The sequence below is a fragment of the Janthinobacterium sp. BJB301 genome, from assembly GCF_002735685.1.
Classification (GTDB): domain Bacteria; phylum Pseudomonadota; class Gammaproteobacteria; order Burkholderiales; family Burkholderiaceae_D; genus Janthinobacterium; species Janthinobacterium lividum.
The window spans coordinates 1,666,687-1,681,699 of the sequence record NZ_PDZJ01000001.1 but is presented as its reverse complement, the minus strand read 5'-3'; the positions used below and the strand labels follow the sequence as shown (position 1 = coordinate 1,681,699).

Annotated in this window: 14 protein-coding genes; 4 read left to right on the top strand and 10 right to left on the bottom strand. The window is 62.9% G+C overall.

Annotation, left to right across the window (positions count from 1 at the left end; all coding sequences use genetic code 11):
* Positions 1-92: 92 nt before the first annotated feature.
* Positions 93-1,793, bottom strand: a complete 1,701-nt coding sequence (locus CSQ91_RS07335) for an MFS transporter (protein WP_034784609.1) — start codon at positions 1,791-1,793, stop codon at positions 93-95.
* 229 nt (positions 1,794-2,022) lie between these two features.
* Here CSQ91_RS07335 and CSQ91_RS07330 point away from each other — a divergent pair, with 229 nt between their 5' ends.
* The 4 genes from CSQ91_RS07330 (at position 2,023) to CSQ91_RS07315 (ending at position 5,218) form a co-directional block, all read left to right on the top strand.
* Complete coding sequence (locus CSQ91_RS07330) at positions 2,023-3,201, top strand: acetyl-CoA C-acyltransferase (RefSeq protein WP_099387840.1); 1,179 nt, start codon at positions 2,023-2,025, stop codon at positions 3,199-3,201.
* A 126-nt stretch (positions 3,202-3,327) separates the two neighbouring features.
* Positions 3,328-3,630 (top strand): Dabb family protein, encoded by a 303-nt coding sequence (locus CSQ91_RS07325; protein WP_058048132.1) that lies wholly within the window; start codon positions 3,328-3,330, stop codon positions 3,628-3,630.
* A 99-nt stretch (positions 3,631-3,729) separates the two neighbouring features.
* Positions 3,730-4,731, top strand: a complete 1,002-nt coding sequence (locus tag CSQ91_RS07320) for an NADP-dependent oxidoreductase (protein WP_099387839.1) — start codon at positions 3,730-3,732, stop codon at positions 4,729-4,731.
* A 61-nt stretch (positions 4,732-4,792) separates the two neighbouring features.
* Positions 4,793-5,218 carry a GNAT family N-acetyltransferase gene (locus CSQ91_RS07315; protein WP_099387838.1) on the top strand — a complete coding sequence of 142 codons (426 nt, stop codon included), beginning with the start codon at positions 4,793-4,795 and terminating at the stop codon, positions 5,216-5,218.
* A 97-nt stretch (positions 5,219-5,315) separates the two neighbouring features.
* On the opposite strand, the gene CSQ91_RS07310 is transcribed toward CSQ91_RS07315, so the two are convergent.
* The 9 genes from CSQ91_RS07310 to ygfZ form a co-directional block, all read right to left on the bottom strand.
* Positions 5,316-6,326: an ABC transporter permease subunit gene (locus tag CSQ91_RS07310; protein ID WP_070279901.1), complete on the bottom strand. Its 1,011-nt coding sequence runs from the start codon at positions 6,324-6,326 to the stop codon at positions 5,316-5,318.
* 160 nt (positions 6,327-6,486) lie between these two features.
* Positions 6,487-7,986, bottom strand: coding sequence for a sugar ABC transporter ATP-binding protein (locus CSQ91_RS07305; protein WP_034784605.1), 1,500 nt, complete (start codon positions 7,984-7,986; stop codon positions 6,487-6,489).
* A 77-nt stretch (positions 7,987-8,063) separates the two neighbouring features.
* Positions 8,064-8,999, bottom strand: a complete 936-nt coding sequence (locus CSQ91_RS07300; RefSeq protein ID WP_077404737.1) for an ABC transporter substrate-binding protein — start codon at positions 8,997-8,999, stop codon at positions 8,064-8,066.
* A 64-nt stretch (positions 9,000-9,063) separates the two neighbouring features.
* A complete protein-coding gene (gene tal, locus CSQ91_RS07295; protein ID WP_099387837.1) occupies positions 9,064-10,014 on the bottom strand; it encodes a transaldolase in 951 nt (316 codons plus the stop codon).
* 2 nt (positions 10,015-10,016) lie between these two features.
* Positions 10,017-11,501 carry a xylulokinase gene (gene xylB / locus CSQ91_RS07290; protein WP_218963744.1) on the bottom strand — a complete coding sequence of 495 codons (1,485 nt, stop codon included), beginning with the start codon at positions 11,499-11,501 and terminating at the stop codon, positions 10,017-10,019.
* Positions 11,502-11,533: 32 nt separating this feature from the next.
* Positions 11,534-12,541: a LacI family DNA-binding transcriptional regulator gene (locus tag CSQ91_RS07285; RefSeq protein ID WP_070279662.1), complete on the bottom strand. Its 1,008-nt coding sequence runs from the start codon at positions 12,539-12,541 to the stop codon at positions 11,534-11,536.
* Between the two features lie 282 nt (positions 12,542-12,823).
* Positions 12,824-13,561: an NRDE family protein gene (locus tag CSQ91_RS07280; RefSeq protein WP_034784601.1), complete on the bottom strand. Its 738-nt coding sequence runs from the start codon at positions 13,559-13,561 to the stop codon at positions 12,824-12,826.
* Complete coding sequence (locus CSQ91_RS07275) at positions 13,552-13,842, bottom strand: DUF4936 family protein (protein ID WP_034784600.1); 291 nt, start codon at positions 13,840-13,842, stop codon at positions 13,552-13,554. The genes CSQ91_RS07280 and CSQ91_RS07275 overlap by 10 nt, the downstream gene beginning before the upstream one ends.
* A gap of 7 nt (positions 13,843-13,849) precedes the next feature.
* On the bottom strand, positions 13,850-14,965 hold the full coding sequence (gene ygfZ / locus CSQ91_RS07270) for a CAF17-like 4Fe-4S cluster assembly/insertion protein YgfZ (RefSeq protein WP_099387835.1): 1,116 nt from the start codon (positions 14,963-14,965) through the stop codon (positions 13,850-13,852).
* Positions 14,966-15,013 lie beyond the last annotated feature (48 nt).

The following is a 15,013-nucleotide window of genomic DNA, read 5'->3' as shown; positions in this document are numbered from 1 at the left end:
CGCCGCATACGCCGCATAAAAAAAATGCCGCTGACGAGTCAGCGGCGTTTTGCTTTGCGGACCCCGGCCTTGCGACCGGGGCATGCATCAGATCAGTCGTCGGCGTAGATATTGTTGTCCTTGGTTTCCTTGACGAACAGGGTGCCGATCACGACAGTCGCCAGGGCGACGACGATCGGATACCACAGGCCGTAATAGATATCGCCCTTGAAGGCCACCAGCGCGAAGGCCGTGGTCGGCAGCAGGCCGCCGAACCAGCCGTTACCGATATGGTAGGGCAGGGACATCGAGGTGTAGCGGATACGGGTCGGGAACATTTCCACCAGCATGGCGGCGATCGGGCCATACACCATGGTCACGTACAGCACCAGGATGAACAGCAGCAAGACGACCATCGGCTTGTTGATCTGGTCCGGATCGGCTTTCGCAGGGTAGCCCGCTTCCTTGATGCCGGCGCCCAGTTCTTTCTTCAGCGCCGCTTCGTGGGCCTTGCTTTCCGCATCGAAGTTCAAGCCATCGGCCGTCATGACGGCGTTAAACGACGTGAATTCCTTCGTGCCGATGCGTACCTTGGCGATGCTGCCTGCCGGTGCGTCTTCCTTCGTGTAGTTCACCGAGCTGTTCGACAGGAAGCCCGTGGCGATGTCGCACGACGATGGGAATTTCTTCGTGCCCGTCATGTTGAACTGGAAGTGGCAGGAAGCAGGATCGGCGACCACCACCACTGGCGAGTTCTTCAGTGCCGCTTCCAGCTGCGGATTGGCGAAGTGGGTCAGGCCGTTGAAGATCGGGAAATAGGTCGCAGCGGCGATCAGGCAGCCGCCGAGGATGATGTACTTGCGGCCGATGCGGTCGGACAGGCTGCCGAAGAACAGGAAGAATGGCGTGGCCAGCAGCAGTGCGATGGCGACGAGCACGTTGGCCGTTGCCAGGTCCACTTTCAGGGTCTGGATCATGAAGAACAGGGCGTAGAACTGGCCCGTGTACCAGACGACTGCCTGGCCGGCCGTCAGGCCGATCAGGGCCAGGATGACGATCTTCAGGTTTTTCCACTTGCCGAACGCTTCCGTCAGCGGGGCTTTCGAGGTCTTGCCCTCGGCCTTCATCTTGGCAAACGCCGGCGATTCATTCATGGCCAGGCGGATCCACACGGAAATACCCAGCAGGATGACGGAGACCAGGAAGGGAATGCGCCAGCCCCATGCCTCGAAATCCTTCTCGCCGGTCGCCAGGCGGGTACCCAGGATGACCATCAGCGACAGGAAGAAGCCCAGGGTTGCCGTCGTTTGTATCCACGCCGTGAACGCGCCGCGCTTGCCTTCAGGCGCGTGCTCGGCCACATAGGTGGCTGCGCCGCCGTACTCGCCGCCCAGCGCCAGGCCTTGCAGGATACGCAGGAAGACGAGGATGATCGGTGCCGCGATGCCGATGGAAGCGTGGCCCGGCAGCAAGCCGACGATGAAGGTGGAGCCGCCCATGATCAGGATGGTGATCAGGAAGGTGTACTTGCGACCGATCATGTCGCCCAGGCGGCCGAAGACCAGCGCGCCGAATGGACGCACGATGAAGCCGGCGGCAAAGGCCAGCAGCGCGAAGATGAAGGTGGTGGTAGGGTCGCCGATGAAGAATTGCTTGGCGATGATGGAAGCGAGCGAACCGTACAGGTAAAAATCGTACCATTCAAAGACGGTGCCCAAGGATGATGCAAAGATGACCTTGCGTTCCTCGGGCGTGATCGGAGTGCCTTTGGTGGAAAATTTCCGTACGTCGGCCGAGCCGGATGGTGATGCCATGGTTTGTCTCCCTATGTTTTATAGTGAACTGGTGCCGCGGTCTTTTTGACCATTCTTGCAACAGCTGGAGGCGAGTGTGTTCTCCGAACCTTACGTCATGCTTGCTTGAAACTTACACCAAGCTTACAAATTGATGCGCGCCAGAACTTTGCGAACGATCGTACTTAAATGTGCTATTCTGATTCCGCAGATATTCCACCCCATAATATTCCCCACAAGGAGACACAGCATGAATGAAGCCGTCATCGTATCGACCGCCCGCACGGGCCTGGCCAAGTCCTGGAAGGGCGCGTTCAACATGACGCATGGCGCCACCCTGGGCGGCCACGTGCTGGCGGCCGCCGTCGAGCGCGCGCGCATCGAGGCGGAGGAAGTGGAAGACGTGCTGGTCGGCTGCGCCTTCCCGGAAGGCGCCACCGGCGGCAACATCGCGCGCCAGGTGGCCTTGCGCGGCGGCTGCCCCGTGACCACGGCCGGCATGACCGTCAACCGCTTCTGCTCGTCGGGCTTGCAGGCGATCGCCCTGGCCGCGCAGCGCATCATCGCCGGCGAAGGCGATATCTATGCGGCCGGCGGCGTGGAATCGATTTCCTGCGTGCAAAATGAAATGAATACGCATATGTACCGCGACGTCTGGCTGCAGCAGCACAAGCCGGAAGTGTACTGGCCCATGCTGCAGACGGCCGAAACCGTGGCCAAGCGCTACCAGATCTCGCGCGAACGCCAGGATGTGTATGGCGCGCAAAGCCAGCAGCGCGCCGCCGCGGCCCAGGCGGCCGGCCTGTTCGACGCGGAAATCGTGCCGATGACCACCATCATGGGCGTGGCCGACAAGGCCAGCGGCATGCTGCTGTCGCGCGAAGTGACGATCTCCGCCGATGAAGGCATCCGTGCCGACACGACCTACGACGGCGTGGCGAAGATCCGTCCGGCCATACCGGGCGGCGTCATCAGTGCCGGCAACGCCAGCCAGTTTTCCGATGGCGCGGCGATGGCCATCGTCATGAATGCGAAAGTGGCCGAAGCGAAAGGCTTGCAGCCGCTGGGCATCTTCCGCGGCTTTGCCGTGGCCGGCTGCGAACCCGATGAAATGGGCATCGGTCCCGTGTTTGCCATCCCGAAACTGCTGAAAAAGGCGGGCTTGACTGTCGCCGACATCGGCCTGTGGGAACTCAACGAAGCGTTCGCCGTGCAAGTGCTGTATTGCGCCGACACCCTGGGCATCCCCATGGACCGCCTGAACGTCAACGGCGGCGCGATTGCCGTCGGCCACCCGTATGGCGTGTCGGGCGCCCGCCTGACGGGCCATGCCCTGATCGAAGGCAAGCGCCGTGGCGTCAAATACGTGGTGGTGACCATGTGCATCGGTGGCGGGCAGGGCGCGGCCGGCCTGTTCGAAGTCCTGTAAGGTAGGTTTTATCCAGTCTGCGGGCGGCTTACAAGGCCGCCCGTTTGCATTCCGCGCCCGTTTCCTGCAAGGCGCGCCGATAGCGGGTACAGTAATGCTTCATTAATAAACAACCAGCCTGCCACCATGATCAAGCATATCGTTTTCTGGAAACTGTTAGACCACGCCGAAGGCGCCGACCGCGCCACGAACGCCTTGAAACTGAAAGCCCTGCTCGATTCCTGTTCGGACCTGGTGCCCGGCATCTTGAAATTCGAGGCAGCCGTGGCCCAGCCGGGCCTGGAAGCCACCTACGACATCGTCCTGTACAGCGAGTTCGCCAGCCGCGAAGCGCTCGACGCCTACCAGAACCATCCCGAGCACGTGAAGATCAAGCCGTTCTTTGGGGCCGTGCGGGAAGCACGGCAATGTATGGATTACGAAGTGTGAAAACCCGTTAACCCCAAAGCGAAGGGCTGGGGTCAGACCCTGAGGGGCTGACCCCGGACTTTGCCTCTGGGGTTCATTTGACAAATGACAGGAGCATTCATGACCACCTACCAACGCATCGTCCTCGCCTCGCGTCCCGCTTCCAATGAGGAAGTGCAGCCGGCACATTTTCGTCTGGAAACCAAAGAGATTCCCGCCATCGCCGATGGCCAGTTGCTGGTGCGTAACCAGTATCTGTCCTTGGACCCTTACATGCGCGGGCGCATGAGCGCCAATAAAAGCTATGCGGCGCCGCAGGCGCTCGATGAAACCATGATCGGCGGCACGGTGGGCGTGGTGCTGGAATCGAAGCATCCGAAGTTTGCCGCAGGCGACACCGTCGTGGGGACTTTGGGCTGGACGGAAGTGGCTGTGTCGGACGGCACCATGCTGCGCAAGGTCGACACGACGCATATTCCCGCCTCGGCCTACCTGGGCTCCGTCGGCATGCCGGGCATGACCGCCTGGTATGGATTGAACCAGATCATGGCGCCGAAAGCGGGCGAAACGGTGGTCGTGTCGGCCGCCAGCGGTGCCGTGGGCAGCGTCGTGGGCCAGCTGGCGAAATTGAAAGGCTGCCGCGTGATCGGCATAGCGGGTGGGGCGGAAAAATGCCGCTATGTCGTCGAGGAACTGGGTTTCGATGCCTGCGTCGATTACAAGGCGGGCAATCTTGAGGCCGATCTGGCGGCGGCCACGCCGGACGGCATCGACGCCATCTTTGAAAACGTGGGCGGCGCCATCTTCGATGCGGCCCTGGCGCGCACCAATGCGTTTGGCCGCGTGGCCGTGTGCGGCTGGATCGCCGGCTACAACGGCGAACCGACGCCGCTCGACAATGCGCGCCTGATCCTCACCAACCGCCTCACCGTGCGCGGCTTCATCGTTTCGGAACAGCCGGAATTCTGGCCGCAAGGATTGGCGGAACTGGGAACATTGGTGGCGACGGGCAAGCTGAAATTCCGCGAATCCGTGGCCGATGGCTTGGCCAGCGCGCCGGAAGCGTTCATCGGCCTCTTAAAAGGGCGCAACTTCGGCAAGCAATTGGTGAAACTGGCCTGACCTTCCTTCCGCAAGGCGGGCCGTGCGACAATTGCGGCCCGTCTCTTACTAGCGCATATCCATGACCAATCACACCATCCGCCTCGGCGACTGGGCCACCCTGGGCCCTGACGCCACCGCCATCCGTTTCGAAGTCTTTGTCGATGAACAGAAAGTGCCGGCCGAGATCGAACTCGACGACATGGATGCCGTCTGCCTGCACGCCGTTGCCTACGACGGCGCCGGCAACGCCATCGGTACGGGACGTTTATTGCCAGACGGCCACATCGGCCGCATGGCCGTGCGCCAGCCGGGCCGCGGCACGGGCGTGGGCGGCGCCATTTTGACCTTGCTGATGGACAAAGCCCGCGAACGGGGCGATGCGGCGGTGGTGCTCAATGCGCAAACCGTGGCCGCGCCATTCTATGCGCGCCACGGTTTCGTGCAGCAGGGGGAAGTGTTTGAAGAGGCGGGGATTGCGCATGTGGAGATGCGGCTGGTGTTCTAGGGTGTTGTCGGATTACGCGCGTAGCGCCAATCCGACCTACGACGTCAACGCTAGGTCGGGTTAGCGCGCAGCGCGTAACCCGACACCACCAGCACAATCAGTTCTGCGCGTGGCTCTGGCGCCATTTATCCAGAATCACGGCCAGCACGATCACGACACCTTTCGCCACATACTGCCAGAACGATGACAGGCCCAGAATCGTCAAGCCATTATTCATCACGCCGATGATCAGGGCGCCGATGACGGTGCCCCAGACGGAGCCCACGCCGCCCATCAGGCTGGTGCCGCCCAGCACGACGGCCGCGATGGCGTCCAGCTCATATCCCGTGCCCCAGTTGCCGTTGGCCGCATACAGACGGCTGGCCGACATGGCGCCGCCCAGGCCCGCGAACAGGCCGCTGATCGTGTAGACAAACATCAGCACGAGGCCGACCTTGATGCCCGTCAAGCGTGCCGCCTGGATATTGCCGCCGACAGCGTAGATATGCAGGCCCAGGGTGGTCTTGCGCAGGATGAACCACGTCAGCACGACGACGGCCGCTGCCAGCCAGATCAGCCAGGGCACGGCCAGGAAGCTGCCGTTACCCATCCATTCGAAGCTGGGGATTTCCGTGTTCAGCACGCTGGTGCCGTCGGCGAACAGGTAGGCCGCGCCGCGCAGGGCTGTCATGGTGCCCAAAGTCACCACGAACGGGTTCAGGCCGACGAGGGCTACCAGCACGCCATTGAGCGCGCCCAGCAGCAGACCGACGATGAGGAAGGCGGGAATCGAGAAGCCGGCGAACTGGGCTGACAGCGACATCAGCATGCCTGCCACGGCCGAGACGGCCAGCACGGAGCCGACGGACAAATCGATGCCGCTCGTCAGAATGACGAAGGTCATGCCCGACGCCAGCACGATATTGATCGACACCTGGCGGAAGATGTTCATGGTGTTATTGCTGGTCATGAACGTCGACGTGCCATCGGCCGAGAAGTACACGGTCAGGCCATACATGGCCAGGTAGAGCACCACCAGCACGGGCAGCATGCCCAGGCGGCGCATCAGGTTCGAGGCATTGAAGGGTTCGCCGGCGCGCGCGGCGCCGCGGGTGGTGCTAGTTGTCATCATGAGTCTCCTGAATGATTATTTAAGACGTATTCTTAAAACGCCTGACAAAACCGTAGCGAGCGGATGTGGGTTGTGGTTGAGACGCGGAACTGTGCGGATGCACAGTGAGCATCGGAAACCGCAACCCGCGACGCGCAGTAGGTTTTGACAGGTGTTTTTATGCCGCTTCCAGCTGCGTGGCATAGGCAAGGATGTTTTCCTGCGTAATGTCGTCGCCCGTCACTTCGCCCGTCAGGCGTCCTTCGCACATCACCATCACGCGGTCGCAGATACCGACCAGTTCGGCCAGTTCGCTGGAAATGCACAGCACGGCCGTGCCCGCATCGGCCAGCTGGTGGATGATCTTGTAGATTTCGCTCTTCGCGCCCACGTCCACGCCCCGCGTCGGTTCGTCGAGGATGAGGACCTTGGGCGCGATGGCCAGCCAGCGCGCCAGCAAGACTTTTTGCTGGTTGCCGCCGGAGAGTCCGCCGACGATGCCTTCCGGTCCCGACACTTTCACGTTGAGGTTGGCAATTGCCTCGCGCGTCAGCTGGGTCAGGGCGCCACGGTTGACGACGCCCGCCGTGGAGTGCTTGGAAAGGATGTTCATCGACATGTTTTCCATGGCCGACAATTGCATGAACAGGCCCAGGCTCTTGCGGTCTTCCGGCAGGTAGCCGATGCCGTGGCGGATGGCCGCCAGCGGCCGGTGGATGTGCACTTCCTGGCCGTCGAGCCATACTTGCCCCGATTGCTTCTTGTCGGCGCCAAAGATCAGGCGCGCCAGTTCCGTGCGGCCTGCGCCGACCAGGCCGGCAAGTCCCGTCACTTCACCCGCATGCAGCGCGAACGAGGCGGGCTTGACCTTGCCGCCGCCCACGTTTTCCACGCGCAGGCGCTCGGCGCCCCGCGTGGTGCGCCGCTGGTGCGCATAAAAGTCGTCGGCGGGGCGGCCCACCATCATTTGCACGACTTTCTTTTGATCCAGCTCATCCTTGCCCAGCTCGCCCACATAGGCGCCGTCGCGCAGCACGGTGATGCGGCGCGCCAGGCGTTCCACCTCGGCCATGCGGTGGCTGATGTAGAGCACGGCCAGGCCCTTGTCGCGCTGTTCTTCGATGATGCGGAACAATTGTTCGGTTTCCCGGTCGGACAGGGCGGCAGTGGGCTCGTCCATGATCAGGATGCGGCTTTCGTGCACGAGGGCGCGGGCGATTTCCACCTGCTGCTGCTCGGCGATCGACAGGGTCGAGACCATGGTATCGGCGTCGAAGCGGGAGCCGAGGTCGGCCAGGATGGCATTCGTGCGTGCGCGCATTTCGCCGCCCTTGACGGTCCAGAACGGTCCTTGCGGCTCGCTGCCCATGAAGACGTTCTGCGCCACCGTCATGTTCCTGGCTACGCTCAATTCCTGGTAGATCAGGTTGATGCCCAGCGCGCGTGCCTCGCCAGGGTTGCGGATACGAATCGGCTTGCCGTCGAGGATGATCTCGCCCGCGTCCGGCGTGTACACGCCGGATAAAATCTTCATCAGGGTACTCTTGCCGGCGCCGTTCTCGCCCATCACGGCATGGATTTCGCCGCTGCGCACCGTCAGGTGCACGCCGCGCAGCGCGCGCGTGGCGCCAAAGCGCTTTTCGATGCCGCGCATTTCAAAAATAATATCGTCGCTCATGACTGTCCTTCCTTGCTGGTGAAACTGGCGCCACCTGCCAACTGGCTGGCGGCGCCACGTGGTTCAGGTCAGGCAGATCAGTTCTTTACCCAGCCCGTGTAGGTGGCGACGTTTTCCTTGGTGATGGCCGGGGTCGGCAACAGCACCATGGTCTGTTTCGGCGTGCGGCCGTTCATGATGTCGTAGCCCATCTGCACGGCGTCGGTGGCCATGCGGTACGGGTTTTGTGCCGAGGTGGCGGCAAACAGGCCGGCCTTGTTTTTCAGGGCGTTCTGGCCATCGGGCGCGCCATCGACTGCCGTGATCAGTTTCACGTCCGTGCGCTTCGATTGCTTGATCGCCAGTTCGGCGCCGATACCCGTCGGATCGTTGATGGCGAACACGCCGTCGATCTTCGGATGGGCCGTCAGCAGGTTCGACATCACGGTCATGCCGCCGTCGCGGCTGCCGCCGGCGTTCTGGTTGTCGGACAGGATCTTGATATCCTTGAACGCGGCCAGGGTTTTCTTGCAACCGTTGACGCGGTCGATCACGGACGTGACCGGCGGGCCGTTCAGGATCACCACATTGCCCTTGCCGCCGATCTGCTTGGCCAGGTAGGCGCACGACACGTCGCCGGCCATGGTGTTATCGGACATCACGGTGGCCGAAGCGCCCACGGCGCCCACGTCGACAGCGATCACGACCACGCCCGCATTGCGCGCTTTCTTGATGGCTGGCGCGATGCCCTTGGAATCGACGGCGTTCAGGATGATGATGTCGGTTTTATTGGCGATGAAGTTCTCGATCTGGTCCACCTGGGTGTTCAAGTCATACTTGCTGGACACCGTGGTGACTTTCACGCCAGGGCCGCCCAGCTTTTTCGCGCTTTCTTCCGCGCCGCGGCCAATGGCCACGAAGAACGGGTTGGCCAGGTCGCCCACGCTCACGCCGATCGATTTCAGCGGTTTGTCAGCGGCGAAAGCACCGCAGGCGGCGGACAGCAGCAGGGAGGCGGTAATGACTTTTTTCATGAGGATCTCCAAGGGTTTTTATTGTAAAAACAAACGGTGCTACGGGTAAAAACGGGGTGCAAACTTATTGATTGCGTAACTTCTCGATCATGGCGTCCAGCTTGCCCGCATCGACGGCAAAGCCGCGGATGCCTTCGGCCAGCTTTTCGGTCGCCATCGCGTCGTCGTTCAAGGCGTAGCGGAAAGCCGCTTCGTCATACGTGACGGCCGGTTGTGCCGCGCCCAAGTCGCCGCCCAGAGCGCGTTCGAATGGCGCATCTGCCGCTTCCAGCTTGGCCAGCAGATCCGGGCTGATGGTCAGCAAGTCGCAGCCGGACAGGGCCGTGATCTGCCCCACGTTGCGGAAGCTGGCGCCCATCACTTGCGTGGCGATGCCATGTTGTTTGTAGTAATTGAAGATGCGCGTGACCGACTGTACTCCTGGATCATTGGACAGGCTGCGCGCCGCTTCGTCCCATGCCGCGCCCAGCGATTTTTTATGCCAGTCGTAGATGCGGCCCACAAACGGCGAAATCAGGCGGACTTTCGCGTCGGCGCAGGCGACGGCCTGGCAAAACGCGAACAGCAGGGTCAGGTTGCAAAAGATGCCGTCCTTTTCCAGCTCGCGCGCTGCCTGGATGCCTTCCCAAGTGGCGGCAACCTTGATCAGCACGCGCTCGCGGCTGATGCCGGCTTGCTCGTACAGGGCGATCAGGCGGCGTCCGCGGGCGACGGTGGCGTCGCGGTCAAAGCTCAGGCGGGCATCGACTTCCGTCGACACGCGGCCCGGCACGACCTTTAAAATTTCCAGGCCGAAGCGCACCAGCACCTGGTCGACGATATCGTCCAGCGCAGCGGATTGATGCGCGGCGACCGTGCTTTCCAGCAAGGGCGCGTAATCGGGCTGCAGCACGGCCTTTAAAATCAGCGAGGGATTGGTGGTGGCGTCTTGCGGCGCGAAGCGCGCCAGTTGCAAAAAGTCGCCCGTATCGGCGACGACGGTGCTGGTCTGTTTCAATTGTTGCAGCTGATTCATTACTATTCCTTATCACTGAGTTGGTGCAAGGCTTGCACGGCGGGAAACAGGCTACGGTAGCGACCGTAACGGATGCTCAAGGCTGCGCTGTGCGCGGCATTGGGCAGGAAAGTGTTTTTGATGGGCAAGCCGGTGGACAGCAGCTGGCGCTGGCCGATGGCGGCAAAGCCCAGCTTGGCCGCGCCCAGGCTGGCCGACAGTTCGCTGTTGTGCAGGGTGCGCATTTCGCGTCCCAGCACATTGGCCAGCAGTTGCGCCCAGTACTGGCTGCGCGCGCCGCCGCCCACCAGCATGCAGTGGGGAACGACGGCTCCCGTCGATGTGACGGCGGCCATGGCGTCGCGCAAGGCAAAGGCCACGCCTTCGAGCACGGCGTAGCCGAGCTGCGCCGGCGTACTGTCATGGCCCAGTTGCAAAAAGGCGCCGCGCACTTGCGGGTCGTTATGCGGCGTGCGCTCGCCCGACAGGTACGGCAGGAACAGGGGTGCCGAGGGCGCGACGGGCGCGTCGAGCGGCAAGCCCGCTTCCACCAGCGCCAGCAGGGCTGCCTCGTCGGGCTGGCCCAGAACGCCGGTGACCCAGCGCAGACAGCTGGCGCCCGACAGGATCGCGCCCATCGCATACCAACGTCCGGGCAGGGCGTGGCAAAAGCTGTGCACGCCGCCGGCCGGATTGCCCAGAGGCGCTTCGGTGACGGAAACGATGGCGGCGCTGGTGCCCAGCGAGATAAAACTGTCGCCGCCATTGACGGCGCCGATGCCCACGGCCGAGACGGGGTTGTCGCCGCCACCACCCGCCACCACCACACCCGCCGGCAAGCCCAGCTGGTCGGCGATGGACGCCAGCACGCTGCCCGTGGCGGCGTCGCCTTCGGCCAGCGCCGGCATCTGTTCTGGGTGCAAGCCGCAGGCGGCCAGCATGGGCGTGAACCAGGCACGGTTGGCCTCGTCCAGCCACAGGGTGCCGGCCGCGTCCGACATGTCCGTCAGCTTGATCCCCGTTAATTGCAGGCGCAAATAGTCTTTCGGCGACAGCAAACAGGCGATGGCGGCAAAGGCGGCCGGCTCATGCTTTTGCAGCCACAGCAGTTTTGGTGCCGTCAAGCCCGCCATGGGCAGGCTGCCCGTCACGTCCGCATACGCGGGATAGTCGCGCGCCAGGCTAGCCGCTTCGGCCTCGGCGCGCGCATCGTTCCACAGGATGGCGGGACGGATCACGGTATCGTTAGCATCGAGCAGCACGGCGCCGTGCATCTGGCCCGACAGGCCGATGCAGGCGATGCGGGCATAGTCCTGCGGCCAGCCGGCGCGCAGCTGGCCCAGCGCGTTGACGCAGGCGGCCCACCAGTCCTGCGGCGCCTGTTCGGACCAGCCTGCTTGCGGGCGGCTGGTGTCGATGCGCACGGACGCCTGGCCGCGCACGGCGCCAGTGCTGTCCATCAGCACGGTTTTCAGTTCGGAGGTACCGAGGTCGATACCGAGGGAAATCGCTGGGTGCATGGTGTGTCTATATATAAAGGTCAGGGGCAGCCGCAGGAATTGCGTACGCGCAAGGTTGGCGACAAGCGCTGCACGTGCTGGGCGATGCCCGGATTGGCGATACGGTCGATCAGGAGGTCGACAGCCATGGCGCCCAGCTCTTCGAGCGGCTGCGCCATCACGGTCAGGCGGGGGCTGAAGTAATCGGCCCAGTCGAAATCATCGAAGCCGGCCAGCGCGACGTCTTGCGGTACCGCAATGTGCGCATCGCGCAAGGCATGCATGGTGCCGATGGTCATCAGATTATTGCCGGCAACGATGGCTGTGGGACGCTGTGCGGCGGGCAGGGCCAGCAATTCGCGCGTGGCTGCGCCGCTGCGTTCCAGGTTGGAGTCGCCCGAACGCAGCAGTGCCCCATCGAAGGCAATATTGGCGCGCTGCAAGGCCAGCCGGTAGCCTTCGATACGCTCGTCCGTCGTGGACAGGCCCGGTGCGCCGGCGATGAAACCGATGCGGCGGTGGCCATGGGCCGCGATCAGATGGCTGACCAGCTGGGCCGTCGCTTCGATGTTTTCCACGCCCACCTGGTCGAACGGTTGCGGCGACATGCGGTCGACCAGCACGGAAGCGATCTTGTTGCTGGTCAAATAGTCGAGGGCGCGGTTGTGCGGATCGCCGGATGGCGCCAGCACGATGCCGTCGACCCGGCGCTGGTGCAAGTTCTGCACCACTTTCAACTCTTGCTCGGGATCGTCATGCGTATCGGAAAACAGCATCATCAAGCCGTGGCGCGTGCAGGCAGCCTCGATGGCGCGCACGGTTTCGCTGAAATAATGATTGGTGAAGGCGGAAATGGCTACGCCGATGGTGCCCGAGGAGGAACCGGCCAGCGCGCGCGCCAGCATGTTCGGCACATAGCCGATCTGCTGCATGGCCGCGTTGACGGCGGCGACGGTTTTCGGGCTGACCTTGCGGGTGCCGTTGACTACGTGAGAGACGGTCGACAGCGATACGTCCGCCGCCCGCGCTACATCTTCCATGGTGGCCATGGTGTCTCCTGAGGTTTTTTTATTATTGTGTACTGCGATTGGGTGCGGCTGTGTCGCCGCGATTGAAGCTATCGTAAACAAAAGAAAGCGCTTGCGCAAGCGCTTTCTTTTTTCTGCGGATGGATGGCGGGTGGGTTGCCGATGAGGATAGGGGAAGCTTGCGCAGGTCGGATTAGCGCGCCGGAGGCGCGCGTAATCGGACATCGGGGACGGCGGTGATGCCGGTTGAGGGCGCTGGTGTTGTCGGGTTACGCGCTTGCGCGCTAACCCGACCTACCCGACCTACTGGATCACCAGCTCATGCAGTTCGCCGGGAGAATCCGGGAACAGTTTCACGACGGTGGACGTGCGCGTGCCGTAACCTGGCGTTTCGATGCAGACGGCGGACAGTACGCGCTCGAGGTCGAGCGGCACGCCTGTGTCCGGCAAGCGGAAATCGGGCGCGCGCGTGGTGTCGGCCAGCATGTCGAAATACGCCTCGTCGGGCGCACCCTGGCACAGCAGGCTGGCGAACTGGGCCTTGGTCTTCAAGACCTTCGGCCACGGCGCGTCCAGCAGGGCGTTCGACAGGCCGTAGATGCCCGGCTCCAATGGCTGGCCATTGCGCGCATCGCCATCGCCCCGGTTGGAAAACCAGATCAGGGTGTCCGCGTCGCCCAGCACCAGGTTAAAGCCGTTGTAGGCTGTGCAGCCGGGGCGGATTTGCGCGATGTAATCCTGTGGCGACATATTGCCGGCCAGATAGTCGGCTACCAGGGCGCCGCGCGAGGGGGCGTCCGGGTTGCGGTCTTGCGGGCTGCGGATATTCGTGATGGCGGCAAAGCGCGAGCTGCCGCTGCCGGCCTGGGTGATGCCCATCCAGCTACCGCCCGCCTGCAGGTCGCGGCCCGCATACACTTGCGGGTGCTCGGGCCAGGCGCCGGCGGGGGCGCTGGCGCGTTCATAGAATTCGTCGCGGTTGGCGGCGGCAATCAGCGGGATGTGCGGATTGACTTTCCAGGCAAAAACGATCAGGCACATGGAGGCAAATCCATGAACACTTCCGTATGGCGCGCGCCAGCCGTCAAGGACAGCAATCCCGCTTCGTCGGACGCGCTGGCCAGCAGCTCCGTAAAACCTTCGCCGACGACGGGGTAGATTTCCATCCACGTCTGCAAGCCATCCTTGGCGTCAGGGCGGCGCTTCAATTGCGGCGCCACGCCGGACGCGGCAGCCAGTTTTGCCTGCAAGGCACGGACCCTGGCTTCCAGCGCCTGGGCGTGCTCTTCCTTGACCTGGTAATAAATGTACAAATCTTTCATGGCATTCTCACAAGTCGAGTGCGTCGAGCACGTAAGGCATGGACAGGAACTGCACGTGAGCGCCCTGGGCCGAACCGTAGCGCACGGCGCCGGCGGCACTTGCACCTTCTTCGATCGCCCCCAGCTTCATTTCAACGAGGGCGTCGATGCCGCCATCACCGTTGGGTGCCGCGTTGACGACCATGCCGCAAGGTTGCTCGGGGTCGCTGACGGCAAACAGTTCGCCGCCGGCCACTACCGAGGGATCGGCAATGCTGACGAGGGTGGTGCGGCGCTTGAGCTTGCCCAGGTACTGGCTGCGCGCGACGATTTCCTGGCCCGGGTAGCAGCCTTTCTTGAAATTGACGCCGCCCAGCAGCTCGAAGTTGACCATTTGCGGCACGAACTGCTCTTGCGTGGCGGCCGTGATCTGCGGGATGCCCGCGTGGATTTCCGACAATTGCCAGGCGTCATTGCCGCCCTTGGCCAGCGTTTGCGCCAGCTGCGGCCACACGTCGCGCGCCGTGGCGGCCGACGTCAGCCATTCATAGCGGGCGCTGCCGAAGGCATCGGCCACGCGCAGCAGGGTGCCGGACGCGTGTTCGACCTTGCTGAACGGCGTGGCGGGCAGGGCCGGGAACCAGGCGGACAGGGCCGCGCTGGCTTGTTTGCCGCCCAGGCCCAGGACAACTTGATTGGCTGCATCAAGGGATGCATCGTGCAGCTTGGCCTTGGCGCGCAGCACGAACATCTGCAGACGCTTCTGGATGGCCGGCTGTATGGCGCGCGGCAATTGCAGATAAATGGTGGTGGCGTTGCGCCACATCAGGAAACTGGCCAGCAGCCGGCCTTTCGGCGTGCAGTAGCCGGCCAGGCGCACTTGCTCCTGGTTCAGGTGTTCCACATCGTTGGTCAGCTGGCCGTGCAGGAAACTGGCCGCATCGTCGCCGCTCAAGCCGATCAAGCCCTGGTCCGTGATGGCCGCGACAAAACCTTCTTGCAGCTGGGGCACTGTCAGGGACTGGCCGAAATCATGGATAGGGACGGCGGTGATGGGGGCGGTGCTGTCAGGCGCGCCATCGATGGCAACGGGGCGGGCGCCTTGGGCTGTTAAAAATTGATTCCAGTTATTCATAATTTCCATTAGATCAGCGATTAAGCATTATCATTACGGGTTCATTATAGTGATGTC

Coding starts and splice junctions, on each gene's coding strand:
- CSQ91_RS07335 (WP_034784609.1), bottom strand. CDS start 1,793: ATGGCATCACCATCCGGCTCGGCCGACGTACGGAAATTTTCCACCAAA.
- CSQ91_RS07280 (WP_034784601.1), bottom strand. CDS start 13,561: ATGTGCCTGATCGTTTTTGCCTGGAAAGTCAATCCGCACATCCCGCTG.
- CSQ91_RS07320 (WP_099387839.1), top strand. CDS start 3,730: ATGACCACCTACCAACGCATCGTCCTCGCCTCGCGTCCCGCTTCCAAT.
- CSQ91_RS07315 (WP_099387838.1), top strand. CDS start 4,793: ATGACCAATCACACCATCCGCCTCGGCGACTGGGCCACCCTGGGCCCT.
- CSQ91_RS07275 (WP_034784600.1), bottom strand. CDS start 13,842: ATGAAAGATTTGTACATTTATTACCAGGTCAAGGAAGAGCACGCCCAG.
- CSQ91_RS07305 (WP_034784605.1), bottom strand. CDS start 7,986: ATGAGCGACGATATTATTTTTGAAATGCGCGGCATCGAAAAGCGCTTT.
- ygfZ (WP_099387835.1), bottom strand. CDS start 14,965: ATGGAAATTATGAATAACTGGAATCAATTTTTAACAGCCCAAGGCGCC.
- CSQ91_RS07300 (WP_077404737.1), bottom strand. CDS start 8,999: ATGAAAAAAGTCATTACCGCCTCCCTGCTGCTGTCCGCCGCCTGCGGT.
- CSQ91_RS07330 (WP_099387840.1), top strand. CDS start 2,023: ATGAATGAAGCCGTCATCGTATCGACCGCCCGCACGGGCCTGGCCAAG.
- CSQ91_RS07285 (WP_070279662.1), bottom strand. CDS start 12,541: ATGGCCACCATGGAAGATGTAGCGCGGGCGGCGGACGTATCGCTGTCG.
- tal (WP_099387837.1), bottom strand. CDS start 10,014: ATGAATCAGCTGCAACAATTGAAACAGACCAGCACCGTCGTCGCCGAT.
- CSQ91_RS07310 (WP_070279901.1), bottom strand. CDS start 6,326: ATGACAACTAGCACCACCCGCGGCGCCGCGCGCGCCGGCGAACCCTTC.
- CSQ91_RS07325 (WP_058048132.1), top strand. CDS start 3,328: ATGATCAAGCATATCGTTTTCTGGAAACTGTTAGACCACGCCGAAGGC.